The 19,697-nt window shown below is 69.5% G+C and carries 17 protein-coding genes; 11 read left to right on the forward strand and 6 right to left on the reverse strand.

Going from position 1 to position 19,697, the window contains the following annotated elements; translation table 11 throughout:
* The 3 genes from NO889_RS12760 to NO889_RS12770 are packed head-to-tail and all read left to right on the forward strand — an operon-like array spanning position 1 to position 3,246.
* Positions 1-897, forward strand: a complete 897-nt coding sequence (locus NO889_RS12760) for an ABC transporter permease (protein WP_256412625.1) — start codon at positions 1-3, stop codon at positions 895-897.
* Positions 894-2,123: an ABC transporter ATP-binding protein gene (locus NO889_RS12765; RefSeq protein WP_256412626.1), complete on the forward strand. Its 1,230-nt coding sequence runs from the start codon at positions 894-896 to the stop codon at positions 2,121-2,123. The genes NO889_RS12760 and NO889_RS12765 overlap by 4 nt, the downstream gene beginning before the upstream one ends.
* Complete coding sequence (locus tag NO889_RS12770) at positions 2,113-3,246, forward strand: ABC transporter ATP-binding protein (protein ID WP_256412627.1); 1,134 nt, start codon at positions 2,113-2,115, stop codon at positions 3,244-3,246. Before NO889_RS12765 ends, NO889_RS12770 begins: the two co-directional genes overlap by 11 nt.
* Before the next feature lie 54 nt (positions 3,247-3,300).
* Here the strand turns inward: NO889_RS12770 and NO889_RS12775 are convergent, their stop codons facing one another.
* The 3 genes from NO889_RS12775 to NO889_RS12785 all read right to left on the reverse strand — a co-directional run bounded on the left by NO889_RS12775 (position 3,301) and on the right by NO889_RS12785 (position 7,236).
* Complete coding sequence (locus NO889_RS12775) at positions 3,301-3,600, reverse strand: WNWW family protein (protein ID WP_256412628.1); 300 nt, start codon at positions 3,598-3,600, stop codon at positions 3,301-3,303.
* 81 nt (positions 3,601-3,681) lie between these two features.
* Positions 3,682-4,686, reverse strand: a complete 1,005-nt coding sequence (locus NO889_RS12780) for a hypothetical protein (RefSeq protein WP_256412629.1) — start codon at positions 4,684-4,686, stop codon at positions 3,682-3,684.
* A 60-nt stretch (positions 4,687-4,746) separates the two neighbouring features.
* Complete coding sequence (locus tag NO889_RS12785) at positions 4,747-7,236, reverse strand: heavy metal translocating P-type ATPase (RefSeq protein WP_303653138.1); 2,490 nt, start codon at positions 7,234-7,236, stop codon at positions 4,747-4,749.
* Positions 7,237-7,385: 149 nt separating this feature from the next.
* On the opposite strand from NO889_RS12785, the gene NO889_RS12790 reads away from it, so the two are divergent.
* Positions 7,386-7,748, forward strand: a complete 363-nt coding sequence (locus NO889_RS12790) for a DUF5518 domain-containing protein (RefSeq protein ID WP_256412630.1) — start codon at positions 7,386-7,388, stop codon at positions 7,746-7,748.
* A 358-nt stretch (positions 7,749-8,106) separates the two neighbouring features.
* On the opposite strand, the gene NO889_RS12795 is transcribed toward NO889_RS12790, so the two are convergent.
* On the reverse strand, positions 8,107-8,610 hold the full coding sequence (locus NO889_RS12795; RefSeq protein ID WP_256412631.1) for a DUF367 family protein: 504 nt from the start codon (positions 8,608-8,610) through the stop codon (positions 8,107-8,109).
* A gap of 560 nt (positions 8,611-9,170) precedes the next feature.
* Here NO889_RS12795 and NO889_RS12800 point away from each other — a divergent pair.
* The 3 genes from NO889_RS12800 (at position 9,171) to NO889_RS12810 (ending at position 12,813) form a co-directional block, all read left to right on the forward strand.
* Positions 9,171-9,926, forward strand: a complete 756-nt coding sequence (locus NO889_RS12800) for a coenzyme F420-0:L-glutamate ligase (protein WP_256412632.1) — start codon at positions 9,171-9,173, stop codon at positions 9,924-9,926.
* A gap of 16 nt (positions 9,927-9,942) precedes the next feature.
* The gene (locus NO889_RS12805) at positions 9,943-10,926 is read left to right on the forward strand and encodes a 5,10-methylenetetrahydromethanopterin reductase (RefSeq protein ID WP_256412633.1); all 984 of its coding nucleotides are present in this window, start codon (positions 9,943-9,945) and stop codon (positions 10,924-10,926) included.
* A gap of 156 nt (positions 10,927-11,082) precedes the next feature.
* Entirely contained in the window at positions 11,083-12,813 is a 1,731-nt protein-coding gene (locus NO889_RS12810; RefSeq protein WP_256412652.1) for a methyl-accepting chemotaxis protein, read from the forward strand.
* Positions 12,814-12,894: 81 nt separating this feature from the next.
* Here the strand turns inward: NO889_RS12810 and NO889_RS12815 are convergent, their stop codons facing one another.
* Positions 12,895-13,134: a DUF8024 family protein gene (locus NO889_RS12815; RefSeq protein WP_256412634.1), complete on the reverse strand. Its 240-nt coding sequence runs from the start codon at positions 13,132-13,134 to the stop codon at positions 12,895-12,897.
* A 109-nt stretch (positions 13,135-13,243) separates the two neighbouring features.
* Between NO889_RS12815 and NO889_RS12820 the strand changes: the two genes are divergently transcribed.
* Entirely contained in the window at positions 13,244-15,082 is a 1,839-nt protein-coding gene (locus NO889_RS12820; protein ID WP_256412635.1) for a site-2 protease family protein, read from the forward strand.
* An 11-nt stretch (positions 15,083-15,093) separates the two neighbouring features.
* Here NO889_RS12820 and NO889_RS12825 read toward each other — a convergent pair whose 3' ends face one another.
* Positions 15,094-16,377 carry an RNA-guided endonuclease InsQ/TnpB family protein gene (locus NO889_RS12825; RefSeq protein ID WP_256412636.1) on the reverse strand — a complete coding sequence of 428 codons (1,284 nt, stop codon included), beginning with the start codon at positions 16,375-16,377 and terminating at the stop codon, positions 15,094-15,096.
* Between the two features lie 278 nt (positions 16,378-16,655).
* On the opposite strand from NO889_RS12825, the gene NO889_RS12830 reads away from it, so the two are divergent.
* The 3 genes from NO889_RS12830 (at position 16,656) to NO889_RS12840 (ending at position 19,551) form a co-directional block, all read left to right on the forward strand.
* On the forward strand, positions 16,656-17,927 hold the full coding sequence (locus NO889_RS12830) for an ornithine cyclodeaminase, nickel-pincer nucleotide-dependent (protein WP_256412637.1): 1,272 nt from the start codon (positions 16,656-16,658) through the stop codon (positions 17,925-17,927).
* Positions 17,924-18,460, forward strand: coding sequence for a GNAT family N-acetyltransferase (locus NO889_RS12835; protein ID WP_256412638.1), 537 nt, complete (start codon positions 17,924-17,926; stop codon positions 18,458-18,460). Before NO889_RS12830 ends, NO889_RS12835 begins: the two co-directional genes overlap by 4 nt.
* A gap of 74 nt (positions 18,461-18,534) precedes the next feature.
* Positions 18,535-19,551: an NADP-dependent oxidoreductase gene (locus NO889_RS12840; protein WP_256412639.1), complete on the forward strand. Its 1,017-nt coding sequence runs from the start codon at positions 18,535-18,537 to the stop codon at positions 19,549-19,551.
* The last annotated feature ends 146 nt before the right edge of the window (positions 19,552-19,697 follow it).

Raw genomic sequence — 19,697 nt, forward strand, 5'->3', positions numbered from 1 at the left:
GTGTCGAGTCGATTCGACACCGACGGCGGCCGCGTGTTCGGCCTCCGGACCGACCTCATCGAACAGTTCATCGGCACGGTCAACCGGGACCTGAAAGCCAAGCTCGGCGTGGTCATCGTCACGCTGTTCGTCATCGCGGCGATATTCGCGCCGGAACTGGCGCCGTACGACCCGATGGCACAGGACTTCGCTCCGCTTCAGGCGCCCGCCCTGTCGAGCGAGACGCCGCTCGGAACCGACTCGTTCGGACGGGACCTCCTCTCCCGACTGATGTACGGGGCGCGGATCAGCCTCGGCGTCGGGCTGGGAGCCGTCCTGTTCGGCGCGATCAGCGGCGTTCTCCTCGGACTGATCGCCGGGTTCTACGGCGGCTGGATCGACGACCTCCTGATGCGGGGCGTCGACGTGATGTGGGCGTTCCCCTGGCTTCTGATCGCCATCATGCTCGTCGCGGTGTTCGGACAGGGCGTCTGGAACGTCATCGTCGCCGTCGGGTTCGCCTACATCGACGACTTCGCCCGGATCACCCGCGGCGAGGTCCTCTCCATCCGCGAGGAGGAGTACGTGCTCGCCGCCGAGAGCGTCGGTCTCGGCGACCTCGAAATCGTCTTCGAGGAGGTGTTCCCGAACACCGTCGCCCCGATCATCGTCCAGTTCACGGTGCTCGTGGCCCGCGCCATGCTCGCGGAGGCGACGCTCTCGTTCCTCGGCCTCGGCGTGAAGCCGTCGACGCCGACGTGGGGCGCGCTGTTGGGACAGGGTCGCGACTTCATCACGACGGCGTGGTGGATCTCGATCCTTCCCGGAGTTCTGATCATGATAACCGTTCTCGGAATCAACCTCTTCGGTGACGCCTTACGGGACGCCTTCGACGTGAGGGAGGTGGATAGCGAATGAGCGAACCGCTGTTGGACGTACGCGGACTCACGACGTCCTTCGAGACCGGACAGGGGCGGCTCACCGCCGTCGACGATGTCTCCTTCAGCATCGAGGAGGGAGAGGTGTTCGGCGTCGTGGGCGAATCCGGCTCCGGAAAGAGCGTCACGGCGCTGTCGGTGATGCGACTCCTCGACGACGCCGGGACGGTCGAGGCGGACGAGGTGCGGTTCGACGGTACCGACCTGCTCTCGTTGAGCGAGTCCGAGATGCGCTCGGTCCGCGGCGGGGAGATCAGCATGATCTTCCAGGACCCGATGACGAGCCTGAACCCGGTGATGACGATCGGCGAGCAGATCGCCGAGGTCGTTCGCCACCACGGCGACGTCGGCGAGCGGACCGGGTTCTGGAGCGAGATGCGCCGGAAGTACGTCACCGGAACCTCGACGGAGAGCCGTTCCTGGCGGCGGGCGATCGAACTGCTCGAGACCGTCGGGATCCCCGAGCCCGAACAGCGGGCGACGGAGTACCCACACCAGCTCTCCGGCGGGATGCGCCAGCGCGTTGTCATCGCGCAGGCGCTCGCCGGAGACCCGTCGCTGATCGTCGCCGACGAGCCGACGACGGCGCTGGACGTGAGCATCGAGGCGCAGATCCTCAACGAGATCCTCGAGTTGAGCGACGAGTTCGGCATCTCGGTGATGCTCATCACGCACGACCTCGGCGTCGTCCGGGAGACCTGCGACCGCGTCGCCGTGATGTACGCCTCCGAGTTCATGGAGACCGGCCACGTCGACGATCTCTTCGAGGATCCGCATCATCCCTACACCGAGGGACTGCTTGCGAGCATTCCGCGGATCGACGACGACCGCGAGTGGCTCAGCGTCATCGAGGGGACCGTCCCGGATCTGATCGACAAACCGCCGGGGTGTCCGTTCCAAGACCGCTGTGAGTACGCGTTCGACCTCTGTGACCGGCCGCTCGTCGAGTACGAACTCGACTCGAACAGACGGGCGAGGCACGCGGTGCGCTGTCATCGAGAAAACGACCGGGTTCGCGTCGACGAGTCGGGCCACGTCACCGACGTGCCCGATGAAGCCGTCGCGGCCCTCGAGAGGCGGATCGAGGCCGGGGACGGGAGCTCGAACGACGCCACCGTAGCGGAGTCGACCGTCCGAGCCGATGGAGGGAGTCCGACGGGCGGTTTCGACGAAACGGAACGCCGAGGTGATCGCGATGAGTACTGATTCACTCGAGACGTCAACGGCGCCGGCCGCCGAATCGACCGATGAACCGTTGCTCCGCGCCACGGGGTTACGGAAGTACTTCCAGACCGAGACGGGGCTCCTCGATCGATTCCTCGGGGAGCCCACGCACGTCAAGGCGGTCGACGGGGTGAACCTCGCAGTGGGCGAACGGGAGACGCTGGGTCTCGTCGGCGAATCCGGCTGCGGAAAGACGACCCTCGGCCGCGTACTCTCCCGTCTGTACGACCCGTCGGCGGGGACGCTCGAGTTCGACGGCGAGGAGATCACCGACCTGGGCGGCGACGAACTCAAGCGACTCAGAAAGCGGGTTCAGGTGATCTTCCAGGACCCAATGTCGTCGCTCAACCCGCGGAAGACCGCGAGCGAGATCGTCGCCAAACCGCTGGAAGTCCACGACATCGCGAGCGGCGCGGAGAAACGGGAACGGCTCGCCGAGCTGTTCGACGAGGTCGGACTCCAGGAGTCACACCTCGACCGGTATCCACACGAGTTCTCCGGCGGACAGCGGCAGCGGATCGGGATCGCTCGCGCGCTCGCGGTCGAGCCGGATCTGATCATCGCCGACGAGCCCGTCTCCGCGCTGGACGTGAGCGTTCAAGCGCAGATCATCAACCTGATGAAGCGGCTCCAGGACAAGTACGGCCTCTCGTACGTGTTCATCGCGCACGACCTCAGCGTCGTCAAACACATCAGCGACCGCGTCGCCGTGATGTATCTGGGGAAAATCGTCGAGCGGGGACGGAAGGAGGACATCTTCGGAAACCCGCAACACCCGTACACGCGGGCGCTGCTTCACTCGATACCGCGCGTGGACGGCGAGCGGAAACGTCACGAGTCGCTGCTCGAGGGCAACCCGCCGAGCCCGATCGATCCGCCGTCGGGGTGTCGATTTCGGACGCGGTGTCCGGAGTACCTCGGGGACGAGTGTGCCGGAACGGAACCCGAGCTTCGGGCGGTCGCCGGCGAGTCCGGCACCGTCCCCCCGCCGGAACGCGTCGAGGCGATCTCCACCGGCGGCGAGTCCTCCGCGGAGCACGCGATCGCCTGCCACTGGCTAGGGAGATCCAGCGAGCGGCGCGAGAATCAGGACCCGATGTCCTGAGCCGTCTCCGTTCCGGCGTCAGTGATCGGCGACGCCGTGTCGCCTCTTCGACCGTTACCGCCGAAGACCGGCTTCCTCGTCGTCCTCGACGAACCGGACGGTGAAGTAGTCGTAGCCGCCGTAGGCCGTCTCCAGTGCGCCCATCCACCAGTTCCAGCGTTCGACGAGCGACGAGCCGTCGGGCGCGTCGGAGAGGTGCCGGACCACGCCGGGAACGGTCAGCGCGTGTCCGCGGTCGGTGGAGGGCTTTCCGGAGTCCGCGAGGTCGCTGGCGGCCCGAGCGATCACGCGCCGCTCCGCGGCGGTACCCCCGAACTCCTCGGCCAACGTCCGCTCCAGCCGCTTGCGGTCCATGTTTTCGGATAGGTCGTGCGGCTATTTGAGTCGTCCGGTGAGGGCGATCCGTCGGGCGTCGTCCTCCGCTCTGTCGCCGGGTCACAGCCGCGCCGCGAGCGCCAAGAACAGCAGGGTGAACGGCGCGGAGAGCAGCCCCAACGCGACCCCACCCCCGTCGGCACCCGCCGCCGACATCGCCAGGCCGACGACGAGCGAACTGCTCCCGAGGATCGCGAGGGTGACCCGCTCGGGGACGCTCGCCCGGTCGGGCCCGTCGGAGCGCGCGAGGACGGCGTCGAGCGCGTCCTCGACGGCGTCGGCCCGCTCGCTGGGGACGAACAGCCACGGCGTCGACCGGTACCAGGCGTTCCCCCGGTACGCCAGGAGGAACAACGTCGTCCACGGCAGCTCGATCCGACGCGTCCGGATCACGGCGTCGAGGTCGTCGGATCGGGTCCGGTCGTGCGTGTGGTCCGTCCGCTCGACGACGCGCTCCGCGGGATCGAGTCGGACCGACGTTCCCTTGGAACCGACGAGGACCGGCAGGAACCAAATGAGCGGGAAGAGGTAGAACAGCCCGACCTCGGCCGGCGAGGGGCCCCACACCCAGAGCGCGCCGAACGGAGCCGCGCCCGCGAGCACCCACGCGGGCCGGATCGACTCCCGCGAGAGCGAGTAGTCGCCGAACGACGACCGGACCCGCTCTCGTGCCCCTTCGGTCGACCGGTCGTAGGCGATCAGGAGGTAGAGAAGCGAGAACGGGCCGCCGACGAAAAGCAGCACGGCGAGCACCCACAGGTCGCTCTCTCCGCCGAACCCGCCGCCGGTCGCCGCGGTCCACGCTGCGCCCGCCACGCCGACGGCGACGATCCCGCCGACGGCGAGGAGGGCGACCCCGACGACGACGGTCACGCCGAGCGCGACCGACCGGAGCCGGTCGTGACGGACCGGTCCCCACTCGACCGGATCGGGGATCGACCCCGCTTCGGCCGCCGTCACCGAGTTCGTGTCGATCGTCGACTCGACGGCGGCCTCGGTCCGCTCTGTCGTCTCAGACGACTCGGCCGTCTCGACCGGCTCGGCGGAACCGCTCTCGGAGGGCATCCCGGTCTCCGGTAGGCGCGGCGCGTTGTTAAATCCGACCGAATTCGGGATCGTGGGGGGCTATTCCGCCGCTTCGGCCGAGTCGATCGTCCGCGTCGGCTCCGACGAGTCCGGCGGCTCCGGCGGCTCCGCCGGCTCGACGTTCCCGAGCCGGAGCGCGTTGCCGGTGACGCCGAGGCTCATCCCCATGTCACCGACGATCACCGCCGTCGCGACGGAGACGTACCCGAACGGCGCGCCAGCGGCGAGCAGCGCCTTCACGGCGAGGGACGCGCCGATGTTCGTCCGGATCGTTCGTCCGGCGCGCGCCGAGAGGTCGATAACGTACGGGAGGCGGGTCAGGTCGTCGGCCATGAGCGCCACGTCCGCGGTCTCGAGGGCCGTGTCGGTGCCGGCCGCACCCATCGCGATCCCGACGTCGGCGGCCGCCAAGGCGGGAGCGTCGTTGATCCCGTCGCCGACCATCGCGACCCCGCCGTCGCTCGCGTCGCCGATCTCGCGGACGGCGGCGACCTTCTCCTTCGGGAGCAGCTCGGCGCGCACCTCGTCGACGCCGACCGTCTCACCGATCGCGCGGGCGGTCCGCTCGTTGTCGCCGGTGAGCATCACGACGCGGTCGATACCGAGGTCGTGGAGCCGGTCGACGGCCCACGCCGCCTCGGGCCGGACCGCGTCGGCGACCGCGATCACGCCCTCCAGCCGGTCCTCGGTGCCGACGAGCACGACCGTCTTGCCCGCGGCCTGGAGCCGCGGGATCGTCTCGCCGGCCAGGTCGAGGTACTCGCCGTGTTCGCAGGGCTCCGGCTCGTGGAGTCGGGTGGTCTCCTCGGACGCTCCGGCGTCGTCGACCTCGCCGGTCCCGTCCACCCGTTCGAGGGCCCCGCCGTCGGCGCGGACGTGGGCGTGACCCAGATCGAAGCCGAGGTCCTCGAACAGCGACGGCTTGCCGGCGTAGTGGGTCTCGCCGTCGATCTCGGCCCGGACGCCTTCGCCGGCGAGCGCCTCGAAGCCGGTCACGTCGCGGCCGGGATCGGCGCGGTCGGCGTCGGCGGCGTCGCGGTCGTCGTCGCTTTCGCCGGCGTCCTCGCCGGCACCCTCGCCGTACGTCACGATCGCCTCCGCGACGGGGTGTTCGCTCCGGCGCTCCAGCGCGGTCGCACACGCGAGGAGGTCGTCGGCGTCGGTTCCACCGAGCGGGACCACGTCGGTGACCGCGAGGTCGCCGGTCGTGAGCGTCCCCGTCTTGTCGACGGCGACGGCGTCGACGTCGCCCGCGGCCTCCAGGTGTTCGCCCCCCTTGATCAGGACGCCGTTTCGCGCGGCGGCGGTCACGCCGGAGACGACGCTGACGGGCGTCGAGATGACGAACGCGCACGGGCACGCGATCACGAGCAGGGTGAGTCCGCGGACGAACCACGTCTCCGCCGGGCCGCCGACGACGACGGTACCGAGGACGACGGTCGCGACCGCGGCGGTCACGACGATCGGCGTGTAGACGCCCGCGAACCGGTCGACGAACCGTTCGGCGCGGGTCTCCTCGGCGTTGGCCGCCTCGACGAGCTCGACCACCTTCGCGATGGTGGACTCCTCGGCGGGGGCGGTCGCCTCGACCTCGAGGTAGCCCGCCTCGTTGATCGAGCCGGCGTACACCTCGTCGCCCGGCTCCTTCTCGGCGGGGACCGACTCGCCGGTGATCGGGGACTCGTCGACCGTACCGGCGCCCTCGCGGACGATCCCGTCGAGGGGGACGCGATCGCCCGGCCGGACGGCGAGCCGCTCGCCGACCGCGACCGCCGCGGCCGGCACGGTCTCCTCCTGGCCGTCGCGGATCACGACCGCCTCGTCGGGCGAGAGCTCCATCAGTTCGCGCAGCGAGGTGCGCGCGCGGTCGATCGAGAACCGCTCCAGGAGCTCCGCGGTCGAGAACAGCACCGCGAGCGTCGCCGCCTCGAACGGGAGGTCGATGAGCAGGGCGGCGACCACCCCGATCGACATCAGGAGGTCGATGTCGAGGCTCAGCCCCCGCAGCGAGTAGTACCCGTTCCGGAGGATCGGCGGGGCCGCGGCCGCGATCGCCAGCAGGTACGCGAGCGACGCGCCCGAGACCTCCCACGGGCCGACGACGCCGACGCCACCGCCGACGGTGGCGAAGACGGGGTTCGCTCCGGGGAGGAGCCACTCGAGGACGAGCCCGACCACGAGGAACGCGCCGCCGGCCGCGGTCGCTATCGCGCGCGGACTCCGCCACAGGTCGTCGGCCACCGTGTCGGCGTCCGCGTCGGCGACGGCGTAGCCCGCGCCCTCGATCGCCGCGACGATCCCGTCGGCGTCGAGGACCGCCGGGTCGTGGGTGACGACGACGACCCCGGACGTCGGTCGCGTGTCGACGGCGAGGACGCCCGCGCGGTCGAGGGCTCCCTCGACCTTGCCCGCACAGGACGCACAGTCCATGTCGGGGACCGTGAGCCGGAGTTCGGAACCGTGAGTTTCGGGACCGGCACCGCCGGGCTCGTCGTCCTCGGAGCCGTTCGTCCCGTTTCGTTCGCTCATTGGCGATCCCTAACCGATCCACGGTTATTAATCCATCTGCCAGGATCCGTCGTATATTTATATGCGGTTCGTATCCTTGGGGGATATTTTAATAACACAGTCGGGGGAACGACGGCGAGTATTTACCGACGGGGCGGTTACCGGCGGGTATGACCGACTGGCGCGCCGTCGGCTACGGGTTCGTCGTCACGGTGATAGCCGGGTTGCTGGCGACGTTCGCGCCCGTGGTCGGCCACGTGGGTGCCGGGTTGATCGGCGGGTTCGTCGCGGGCTACGTCGCCGGCGGCGGATTGCTCTCCGGCACGTGGCACGGCCTGCTCGCCGGCTCCGTGAGCGGGGTCGTCGTCACGCTGCTGCTCGCCGCGTTCGGGGGCCTCGTCGGGCTCGCGGGCGGCCCGCTCGGCGGCTTGCTGGGCGGCGCCGGCGTCCTCGTCGTCGGGCTCCTCCTCACGTTCCTGTTCGCGGTCGACTCCGCGCTCGCGGGGGCGATCGGCGGCGTGCTCGGGGAGTAAGGTTCGGAACGGTGCTTCGTCGGATCTTTCGAAATTGATTCATGCGGTGGCGCGCCGGTGAGCGGGTGCGACAGCACCCGCGAACCGACCGCGAGGGACGTCGCGAACGCAGTGAGCGACGAGGTTGGGGAGGCGTGAGGTGCGGTCGCGGGGCGGGGTGGGATTCAACGGGGCAGTCGCCGGCGGCTCCGCCGCCGGCTTCCAGAGGCGCGTATCGCCTCGCGGCTGGGGCTTTGGGGACGTTCTCCGCAGTCGCTTGTTTCACCCCATACAGTCGATCGGCTGGATTTTTGGAAACGCCTTCCGTAACCACGCCTCTCGTTTCGTCCCGTCGGGCGACATCGAATACTCCGCCACCTCACTCGCGGTCGAGGTACTCCTGCTGGACTGCGACGACCTCGCTCGAGTCCTCGCAGTCGGCGTACCGCCGCAGGGGTTCCTCGTTGAGTTCGAGGAACGTCTCGCCCCAGGTGAACTTGGCCATGACCCGCTCGGCGTGGTCCGGCTCGCCGAGTATCGAGAGCGCGGCCGCGAACGCCTCCACGGTCGTGAGCCGCATCGGGCGGCCGAAGTTCACGGGGTTTCCGGCGACGAGGTACGGCAGCGCGCGGTGCTCGCCCGCGATCGTGAACCGCTTCTCGCCGGCGGACTCCCACGAGCAGTCGAGCGCGACGAGCGCGTTCTCGCGGGCCACCTCCGTATCCGCCGGCGAGAGCGCCCGCTCGGCGTGCGGATTGAGGACGACCCCGTACGGGGTGGCCCGGTCCGAGCGGTGGAGTTCCGCGAGGTCGAACCGCGCGAGCTTCCGGGCCGTACACTTCTCGGGGTCGTCGTCGCCCTCGTACCGGACGTGGAGGTCCACAAGTACGAGATCGGCGGAGTCGTTTATAAGGTGTGCGGAGCGGTCGAGCGCGGATACGTATACGTCGTTACGGAGAGCGTGTTCGGATCGATCGTCGCTTCGGTCTGTTACTTTTACTAAGTCGTTGCTGGCGCGGAGAACACGTCCAAAGCCCCAGCCGGGAGGCGCACGCTCGCTGCGCGCTTCGGTCGTTCGCTTCGCTCACTCCCTCCAGTGCTTACGTCGTCATCAGAACGCAAAACGTTCTGATTGGCTCACGAGAGCTTTGCTCTCGTGAACGCCTGCGCCCGCCTCCCGGCTGCCCCTTTGAGTCCCACCCCTCCCGACCGCACCGCCCCACATCCGCACCTCACGCCTCCCCAGCCTCGTCGACTGCCCTCCGCGTCGCTCCGGCCAGTCGACTCCCTCGTGCGGGCGGCTCGCACCGCTTCGCGGTGCTCGCCGGCGCACGCCACCGCGTCCGTTCGTCTGTTCTCGTGTCGACGGATCCGGTTCGTCGGGTACCGTCAAGCCGGCCCGGTACCGGCGGGGTTTTTCCTCGCCGACGCGCAGGGTCGTGTATGGAGCTGTTCGCCGTCCCGGACCTCCCGGAGATCCGGGAGGGAGACGACCTCGCGGCCATGATCGACGAGCGCGTCGACCTCCGCGAGGACGACGTCGTCGTCGTCGCCAGCACCATCGTCTCCAAGGCCGAGGGCCGAACCTACGACCTCGCGGCGTTCCAGCCGAGCCCGCGCGCCAACGAGATCGCCGACCGGCTCTCGGATATCGCCGGCGAGGAGAAGGACCCCCGGTTCGCGCAGGCGGTCCTCGAGGAGTCCACCGAACTGATCATGGAGGCTCCCTTCCTGCTCACGGCGACCCGCTTCGGCCACGTCGGCGTCAACGCGGGCATCGACCGGTCGAACGTCCCCGGCGGCGACCTGCTGTTGCTCCCGGAGCGCCCCTCCGAGAGCGCGGCGCGGATCCGCGAGGGCGTCGCGGCCGACCACGTGATCGTCAGCGACACCTGCGGCCGGCCGTTCCGCCACGGCCAGCGCGGCGTCGCGATCGGCTGGGCTGGGCTGCCGGCGAGCCGCGACTGGCGCGGCGAGCGCGACCGCGACGGCCGCGAGCTGGGCGTCACCGTCCAGAACGTGATCGACGAGCTCGCGTCGGCGGCGAACCTCGTCGCCGGCGAGGGCGCGGGCGGAACCCCGGTCGTCGTCGTCCGCGACTGGGCGTTCGGCGATCACGACGGCTCGGACGAGCACTTCCGCGAGGTCGAGGGCGACTTCGTCCGGCAGGCACTGCGCGACTGGAACTACGAGGCGTAGCCACACGACACCACCAATGCTCGGCATCGAACTCACCCCCGAACACGACCCGAACCGCATCGTCGACCTCGGCGTCCGCGCCGAGGCCGCCGGCTACGACGCCGTCTACTCGACGTGTCACTACAACAACCGCGACCCGTGGGCGGTGCTCTCACGGCTCGCGACCGCCACGGAGTCGGTCCGGCTCGGCCCCGGCGTCGCCAACCCCTACGAGACCCACCCCGTCACCCTCGCCTCGCAGGTCGCCACCCTCGACGAACTGTCTGGGGGGCGCGCGGTCTTCGGGATCGGCCCCGGCGACCCCTCGACGCTGCGGAACCTCGGACTCGAAGACGAGCGCGGGCTCCGCCCCGTGTTGGAGGCGTTCAAGACGGCTCAGAAGCTGTGGGCCGGCGAGCGCGTCGACCACGAGGGGACCTTCGAGGCGAGCGAGGCGGGGCTCAACTACGAGCCGCCACAGGGTGCCGACGTTCCGGTTCACGTCGGCGGCGAGGGCCCACACATGTGTCGGATGGCGGCGAAGCACGCCGACGGGCTGCTGTACAACGGCTCGCACCCGAAGGACCTCGCGTGGGCCCGCGAGCAGGTCGACGACGGACTCTCCGACCGTCCCGATCACCGCGGGGCGTTCGACCTGATCGCCTACGCCGCGGTGTCGATCGCCGAGGACGACGAGGCGGCCCGCGAGGCGGCCCGTCCTCCGGTCGCGTTCATCGCCGGCGGCGCGCCTCCGCCGGTGTTGAACCGCCACGGGATCGACGTCGACGCCGCCGCGGCCATCGGCGAGCGCGTCTCCGCCGGCGACTTCTCGGCCGCGTTCGACCGGGTGACTCCCGAGATGATCGACGCGTTCTGTATGGCGGGAACGCCCGAAACCGTCCGCGAGCGCGCGAGCGCTCTCGCCGAGCACGCCGACGGACTGGTCGTCGGATCGCCGCTCGGCCCGGACCTGGAGGCCGGCGTCGACCTCGCCGCGGACGCCGTCGACGGCCTGTTTTGATCCCGCCGAATTCTCGCGACTCGAAAATCGAGAATCGCGTCTGATAACCTCGGGGTGAGGTTCATTACTCGGTTCCGTCGAACGTCGCGTATGTCGACCGCACGACAGCGACACGCCGGGGCCCGCGGGCGGTACGAGTCGCTCCTCTGGGGAACGATGGACCGGCTGGGTATCTCGAAGTCGATGGAGCGGAAGATCGTCGCCGCCGTCGGGATCCAGTTTCTCGTCACCGTCGCGATCTTCCTCACGCCGTTTCTGTTCGCCGGCCGGCTCTCGTACGTCGTCTCGGGGGTCCTGTTTCTCGGCGCGATCGTGGCGATCTACAACACCCTCCTCATCGTGCGGCGCGATTTCGTCGTCCCGGTTCGGAAGTTGGAGGCCGGCGCGGACGCGATCGCGGCGGGGAACGTCGGAGGGGACTCGACAGGGATGGAGACCGGCAGGACTGGGGAGACCGCCGGCACCGCACTCGCGGGCAGCGACCAGCCCGACGAGATCGGCAGCCTCGTGAACTCCTTCACCGAGGTACAGCGCTACCTCGGGACCGTGTCGTCGCAGGCCGAGGCGCTCGCCGCACAGACCTTCGACGATCCCGCGCTCGACGAGGACGTTCCCGGCTCCTTCGGCGAGTCGCTCTCGGAGATGGCCGCGAACCTCGAGGCGTACACGACGGAGCTCGAGTCGCTCGTCGACGCCTTCGGGGACGCCGCGGAGCGCGCACAGGACGGGGACCTCACGGCGACGATCGACGCCGACTCGCTGGCGACCGACCGGGACCGGTACGCCGAGATCGTCGGGAACTACAACCGGCTCGTCGCCACGCTCGGCGGGACCGTCGGCGACGTCCAGTCGTTCACCGACGACGTCGCGGCCGCGAGCGACGACGTTCGGGCGAGCATGGACGAGGTCGACGACGCGAGCGAGGAGGTCGCCCGCTCGGTCCAGGAGATCTCGGACGGTGCGGCCGCACAGACCGACCAGTTGGAGGCGGTCTCCGGCGAGATGAGCACGCTGTCGGCGACCGTCGAGGAGATCGCGGCGTCGGCGGACGACGCCGCCGAAACCGCCCGTAGCGCGGCCGACCGCGGGCGGACCGGCCGCGAGGAGGCCGTGGAGGCGATCGCGGAACTGGAGACGCTCGAGGCGCGGATCGCGGAGGTGTCCGCCGCGGTGGCGGACCTCGTCGACCGGATCGGCGAGATCGACGAGATCGCCTCCGTGATAGACGGGATCGCGGAGGAGACGAACCTGCTCGCGCTCAACGCCTCGATCGAGGCCGCACGGGCGAACGGCTCCGGGAACGGGTTCGCGGTCGTCGCCGACGAGGTGAAGTCGCTCGCGGAGGAGACCCGCGAGGAGGCGGCCGAGATCTCGGGGCGGATCGAGGAGGTCCAGGCGGCCTCCTCGGAGACCGCCGACGACGTGGAGGCGATGGAGTCGCAGGTGGCGGAAAGCGTCGACACGATCGAGTCCACCCTCCGAGAGTTCGAGGAGGTCGTCGAGGGCGTGACGACGGTCGACGAGACGGTCCAGGAGATAAGCGACGCGACCGACGACCAGGCTCGGACGACACAGGAGGTCGTGGACATGGTCGACGACATCGCGGCGGTCAGCGGACAGACCGCGACGGAGGCGGAAACCGTCGCGGCGGCGGCCGAGGAACAGACCGCGACGGTCTCGGAGGTGACCCGACACGTCCACGCCCTCGCCGATCGATCCGCCGAACTGCTGTCGACGCTCGACGAGTTCACGGTTCCGGCGGGGACGACGGGGCGGGCGGGGGTGACGGAGCAGGCGGACGTGGAGGCGACGGAACCGGAGGCGACGACCGCGGCGGCGGAGACGACGAAGAAAGGAAAGCTACAGTCGACCCCGAGCGACGACTGATCGGCGCGCGTCCGTCGAAACGGACCGGGAATCGACGCCCGCGGGTCGCCCGATATCGGCGGCTCGGGCGCTTCCAGACGTCTATTCGCTCGGACCGCGACCGCCGAGCGAGGGGAGTTTCACGCCGATCTCGCCGAGGAGCGCGCCGACCGCCGCGTAGCCGAGCACGGCCACGGAGGCGACGATCAACGCCTGTCCGACGACGACCAGAAGCGCCGAGAGCGGGTCGCCAGCGCCGAGGATCAGGTCGTTCGCGAAGATGTCGACGAAGCGGCCGACGTCGCCGACCAGCCGGGAGACGAAGTCGATGAGCGCCATCATGTATCGACGTTGGTCGGGGGGGTACTTGGGGTTTTAGTTCGCGAGGCGGCGGCCGGTCCGACTCCCCGAACCGAACGCCTTACACCCGGCCGACCCTGACGGGTTCGACATGAACACGGTGCTGTGGGTCCTGACGGGGGTCCTCGCGTACACGGCGGCCATGACGTGGCTCCGGAACCGGGGGATCCTCCCGGACTCCGTGCGGGTCTCCGGGCCGCTCACGACCCTCCACACCCGTCGCGGACGGATGCTCCTCGAGCGACTGGCCGGACCGCGGCGGTTCTGGCGCGCGGTCGCGAACCTCGGGCTCGGTGGCGCGCTCGTCGCGATGGTCGGCTCGTTCGTCCTCATCGTCTCCTCGGGGCTCTCCGCGCTGTCGACCACGCAGCCCTCCGCGATCCAGCAGCCGCAGAACTTCCTCATCATCCCCGGCGTCAACGAGTTCCTCCCGCTGTCGGTCGCGCCCGAGATCGTCGGCGGGCTCGCGATCGCGATGGTCGTCCACGAGGGAGCACACGGCCTGCTCTGTCGCGTCGAGGGCATCGAGATCGACTCGATGGGGCTGGTCTTCCTCGCGATCCTTCCCGTCGGCGCGTTCGTCGAGCCGGACGAGGAGGCGACCCAGGAGGCGTCCCGCGGCGCGCGCGCTCGGATGTTCGCCGCCGGCGTCACCGCCAACGTCGTCCTCACGGTCGTCGTCTTCGCGCTGCTCTTCGGTCCCGTCGTCGGCGCGATGAGCGTCGCGCCCGGCTACGCGGTCGGCGAGGTGAATCCGGGGTCGCCGGCGGCCGACGCGGACCTGACGCGGGGCGACCGGATCGTCGAGGTCGCCGGCGAGCCGGTCGCTGACGCCGCCGAGTTCGAGTCCGCGCTCGCCGACGCCGACGCCGACGCCGACGTCTCGATGCTCGTCGACGACGGCGACGGGGAGCGCGAGGTCACGGTCGAACGGGAGCTCCAGGCGATCGGATCGGCCGGCGGCAACCCCTTCGGCGTCACCGTCGAGGACGACCCGATCGTCGTCGCCGCGGTGAACGGCGAGCCGGTTCGGACCGAGAGCGAACTCCTCGGGGCCGTCGGCGACGACGAGCGCGCGACCGTGACGACCGAGGCGACGGACGGCGCGAACGTCACCGAACGCGAGGTGCCGATAGGCGCGTACGTCGTCGGCGTCCAGGAGGACGGCCCCATCGCCGACGCCGGCGCGGCGGTCGGCGAGCCGCTCACGATCGTGGAGATCGACGGCGACCGGATCCGCGACGACGACGCGCTCGCGGCGACCCTCCAGGAGCGGGAGCCGGGGACGACCGTCGAGGTGATCGCGTACACCGCCGCGGACGAGCGCGTCAGCTACGACGTCGAGCTCGATCCCCACCCGAACCGCGAGGGCGGGTTCATCGGCGTGAGCGTCTTCCCCGGCACGAGCGGGCTCGCCCTCGACGACGTCGGCGTCTCCGAGTACCCGGCCGGCGCGTACCTCGAACTGCTCGGCGGCGACGGCGGCGAGGACGCGCTCGACGGCGTTCCGATCGGCGGACTCGCGAACTCCGCGCTCGGGCTCGTCTTCGTCACGTTGATCCTTCCGCTCGGGAGCCTCTTCGGGCTCCCGTTCAACTTCGCCGGGTTCGCCGGCGGGATCACCAACTTCTACGTCCTCGAAGGCGGGCTCGCGTTCCTCGGCGGCGGCGCGTTCCTCTTCGCGAACCTGCTCTTCTGGACCGGCTGGATCAACATCCAGCTCGCGCTGTTCAACTGTCTGCCGGCGTTCCCGCTCGACGGCGGCCGGATCCTCCGGATGGTCGCCGAGGCGGTCGTGAGCCGGCTCCCGATCGGCGACCGGCACGCGGCCGTCCGGACGATCACGGTCTCCTCCGGGCTGGTCATGCTCTTCGGGCTGGTGTCGATGGTGTTCGGCAACCAGATCCTCTCGGCGCTCGGACTGATGTAAACTACTCCGCCCTACTCGCTCACGGCTTCGCCGTTCGCTTCGTTGAGGGCGGGGCTTTCGCGTGGACTCCCGTTCTGGCCATCGCTGGCAGGCTCATAATCGCCGTTCACGTTCAACGTCCCGCGATTCAAGCGCACGTTTACGGGTGCGCCTCCGCCCGACGACGTTTGCGCCGAGCGGAGATGCTTCAGGCCGATGTTCTTCGCCGCGTTGTACTCTGCGTGGGGAGAGTATCCACACTTCAGACACTCGAATACGTCCTGTCCGTCCGAAGTGGGGCGGTTGTCTTCGTGAGTGAACCCGCACTTCGAACACCGCTGGGAGGTGTAGGCGGGACTCACCTGTTCAACCGAGACACCGACGACTTCGGCTTTGTACTCCACGTACTCGAACAGGCGTCGGAAGGCCCACGCGTGGAACTTCTTGGCGTTCGGCATCCGCTCACGAATCCCCGTCAGGTTCTCGAACGCGATCACGTCACAGTCGCGTTCGACTGCTTCCGCGACGAGTTCCTTCGAGACGGTGTGTAAAAAGTGGTCGTAGCGTCCCGTCTCCGTGCGTCCGACCGATTGGATATTTTCGTGGGCCGCCCGCGTCCCACGCCGTTGGAGCGACCCGCGTCGCTTTTCGAACTCGCGGTGCCAGTGGTTCAGCTCTGCGCCGTTCCAGAACGTGCCTGTTGACGTGACGGCGACGTTTTCGATGCCGAGGTCAACGCCGAGGACTGTGCTGTGCTCGGCGTTGCCGTCGTCGGCAGTCTCGAACTCCACGTCCGCCTTTGTGCGGACGTGAAGGTAGAACTCGCCGTCGCGGTAGTGGAGTTCTGCGCCCGTCACGTCGTAGTCGTCGTTGAACAGGTACTCCGAGTGAGGCGTCTCGCGATTCTCGTCCGGAAGGACGTACTCGGCCGTAATGCGGCCTTCGACGGTTGAGAGCGTCGCGTGGTCGTCGTTGAACGTGGCACACCGCTTGTCGTAGACGAGTGTGGAGGCGGAGAAGTGCGGCTTTCCCGCGTAGTCGCCTTGTTTCCAGCGGGCGACGACGCTCTGGACGGCGTCGGCGGCCTTGTTGCGAGCGTTCTGAACGAGATTCGCTTGTAACCGTGTCTCAGTCCGTACGTCGTCGTAGGTTTCACGTTGGAGTTGGGCTTTGCTTGTCGTTTTATACTCGCCTTGCCAGGCGTGGTCTACAACGTAGTTGGCGGCCCACAGGAACTCGGAGATGGTTTCATGTAGGAGGTCGGCGTCGCTGTCGGCCACATCGAGCTTGACAGGAATGGTGCGACGGACCTCCATCCGTAACTCAGATGTATTTTCTTGTTTTTAAATTAGTAACGGTTCTGTGAGGAGTCGACCAACCATCGAACGTGGCTGGTGTAGTGCCGGGTCGGTTCCCTCTCCGACCTACTCGCTCGCTCCGCTTGCTCCTTGAGGTCGGAGGTTCCACTTGTCTCATGCTGCTGACCGGCCGCCGCGGGGACCGTCGACCCGTTTCGCCGTCCGCCGACGCCCCCGCCGACAGCAACGTCCGCCGCAGGGGAAACCGGTTTCTCCGCGGGGGGACACGGGGAGGTATGAGCCACTCGCGCACCGTCGAGATCGAGGGACACATCATCGACAGCGGGACGATGCAGCGGTGTTTCGGCGCGGTGATGGATCTGGGCGGCTCCTTCGACGTCGAGCAGTTCGACGTGGGAACCCACGAGGAGGCCGAGTCGTACTGCCGGATGCGCGTCTCCGCCGACGACGAGGGAACGCTCCAGGCGATCCTCCACGAGCTCCACCAGAACGGCGCGGTGCTGGAGGACCCCTCCGACGTGACGCTCGTCGCCGCCCCCGACGACAAGGTCGTCCCCCCCGACTTCTATTCGACGACGAATCACCCGACCGAGGTGCGCTACGACGGCGAGTGGATCGACGTCGAGCGGATCGAGATGGACTGCGCGCTGATCGTCGACCCCGACGGCCCCGACGGGGAGCCGCGGGCGTACACGAAGGTGCTCAACGGCGTCGAGGAGGGCGACCTCGTCGCGACCGACGAGTCGGGGATCCGCGTGAACCCGCCGGAGCGACCCCGCGGTTCCGGCGGCGCGTTCGGATTCATGCAGGGCGGCGTCTCCTCCGAGCGGCCCTCCGAGTCGACGATCCGCGAGGTGGCCACGGAGCTGCGCGACGTGAAGGCGGCGGGCGGGAACGTGATGGTCGTCGCCGGACCCGCCGTGATCCACTCCGGCGCGGGCGACGCGCTCGCGGAGCTCGTCGAGGCCGGCTACGTCGACTCGCTGTCGGCGGGCAACGGGTTCGCCACCCACGACCTGGAGCGCTCGCTGTACGGCACCTCGCTCGGTATGAACGTCGAGACGCTCGAACACCCGCGGAAGGGCCACAAACACCACATCTGGACCATCTCGGAGATCATCCGCGCCGGCGGGATCGAGGCCGCGGTCGAGGAGGGGATCGTCACGGAGGGCGTGATGTACCAGTGCGTGCGAAACGACGTCGACACCGTGCTCGCGGGGTCGATCCGCGACGACGGTCCGCTGCCGGACACGGTCACGGACGCGGTGGAGGCGCAGGACGCGATCCGCGACCAGGCGCACGAGGCCGACATCGTGCTCATGCTCGCGACCCTGCTCCACTCGGTCGCGGTCGGGAACTGTCTCCCGTCGACGACGAAGACGGTCTGCGTCGACATCAACCCCGCCACCGTCACGCAGCTGCTCGACCGCGGCTCCGCGCAGGCGGTCGGCATGGTCACCGACATCGGCACGTTCGTGCCCACGCTCGCGGAGTTCGTGCTGGAGGGGGAGGACGCGGCGGTCGCGGAGGCGGGTGAGAACGCGTGAGCGTCGCGCTCCGCCCCTACGACGCCGCGACCGACGCCGACGCGCTCTACGAGTTGAAGGTCGCCTTCGAGCGCGGGCTCGGCGAGAACACCGGCGGCGACGAGAAGGCGACGACCTACGAGGGCAAGCTCACCGACGAGTACCGCGAGGCGTGGCTCGCGTGGGTCGACCGCTGCGTCGCCGACGAGCCGCGCTGCGTGACCGTCGCGGTGGACGGATCCGCGGGGAACGGCGACGACGCCGACGCCTCCCTCGTCGGTTACGTCTTCTGTCTCCCCGAGCGGCTGGCGTTCGTCTGGGACGCCGCGGTGATAAACGAGCTCTACCTCGCGCCCGGCCACCGGGGAACCGGCGTCGCCGACGACCTCATGGATGCCGCGGTCGACCTCGCCGCCGACCAGGACCTCCCGCTCGACCGGATCGTGCTCGACGTCGACGCGGCGAACGAGCGCGCGCGGGCCTTCTACGCGCGCCACGGGTTCGAACACTGGGGCGAGATGGTCGCCCGGCCGGTCGGGACGGACCTCGACTGAAGCGCGGGCGGGGCCCGACCGCGACCGATCGCCGCCGCCCGAAGGCTATTGACTCGCGGCCGAGAAGGGCGGGCGTGACCGACACCACGCGCGAGTGGATCCTGGCCGAACGGCCCCGCGGCGAACCGGACCTCGACTGCTTCGACCTCCGCGAGCGCGAGCGCCCGGAGCCCGACCCCGGCGAGGTGCTCGTCCGCGTCCGCTACCTCTCCGTGGACCCGTACATGCGCGGGCGGATGCGCGACGCGGAGTCGTACGCGGAGCCGTGGGCGGTCGGCGACGCGCTGAGGGGCGGCGTCGTCGGCGAGGTCGTCGCGAGCGACGACGACCGCTACGACGCCGGCGACCTCGTCACCGGGAACGGGACGTGGGCCGACCACGCGCTCCTCGACGCCGACGACGCCGCGCCGGTCGACCCGACGGTGGCGGACCCGTCGGCGTACCTCGGCGTGTTGGGGATGCCCGGACGGACGGCGTACTTCGGGCTGCTCGAGGTGGGCGAGCCGAAGCCGGGCGACACGGTCGTCGTCTCCGGTGCGGCCGGCGCGGTCGGCTCCGTCGTCGGTCAGATCGCGAAACTGAACGGCTGTCGCGTCGTCGGCTTCGCCGGTACCGACGAGAAGACCGACTGGCTCACCGAGGATCTCGGCTTCGACGCCGCGATCAACTACCGGCGTGCGGAGGACTACGGTGCGGCGCTCGCGGAGGCCGCCCCCGCCGGCGTGGACGTCTACTTCGACAACGTCGGCGGACCGATCACGGACGCGGTCTTTCGCGAACTCACCCTCGACGCGCGGGTCGCCGTCTGCGGCCAGATCGCCCACTACAACGACGAGGAGACGCCGACCGGGCCGCGGAAGCTCCCGCTCCTCATCGCCCCGCGAGCGAGAGTCCAGGGGCTCTTAGTGAGCGACTACGCCACCCGGTTCGGGGAGGCCGCGGAGCGGCTCGCGGGCTGGGTCGCCGACGGCGAGATCGGCCACCGCGAGACCGTCGTCGAGGGACTGGAGAACGCGCCGGATGCCTTCCTCGGGCTCTTCTCCGGGGACAACGTCGGAAAGCAGGTCGTGCGGGTGTCGTCGGCGGAGTGAGGTCGGGTGACGGGGTCCCGGTCGGGCCGTGATTGTCCACTCACTGAGTGCTTCGTCGAGATCTCGACGAGCGACGTTCCAACCCCAACGGTTCCGCTGGAATAGTACTGAATTGATAGACACGGCGTGCTGAATATAGAGGATGA

Source organism: Halorubrum rubrum (assembly GCF_024494685.1).
Classification (GTDB): Archaea; Halobacteriota; Halobacteria; order Halobacteriales; family Haloferacaceae; genus Halorubrum; species Halorubrum rubrum.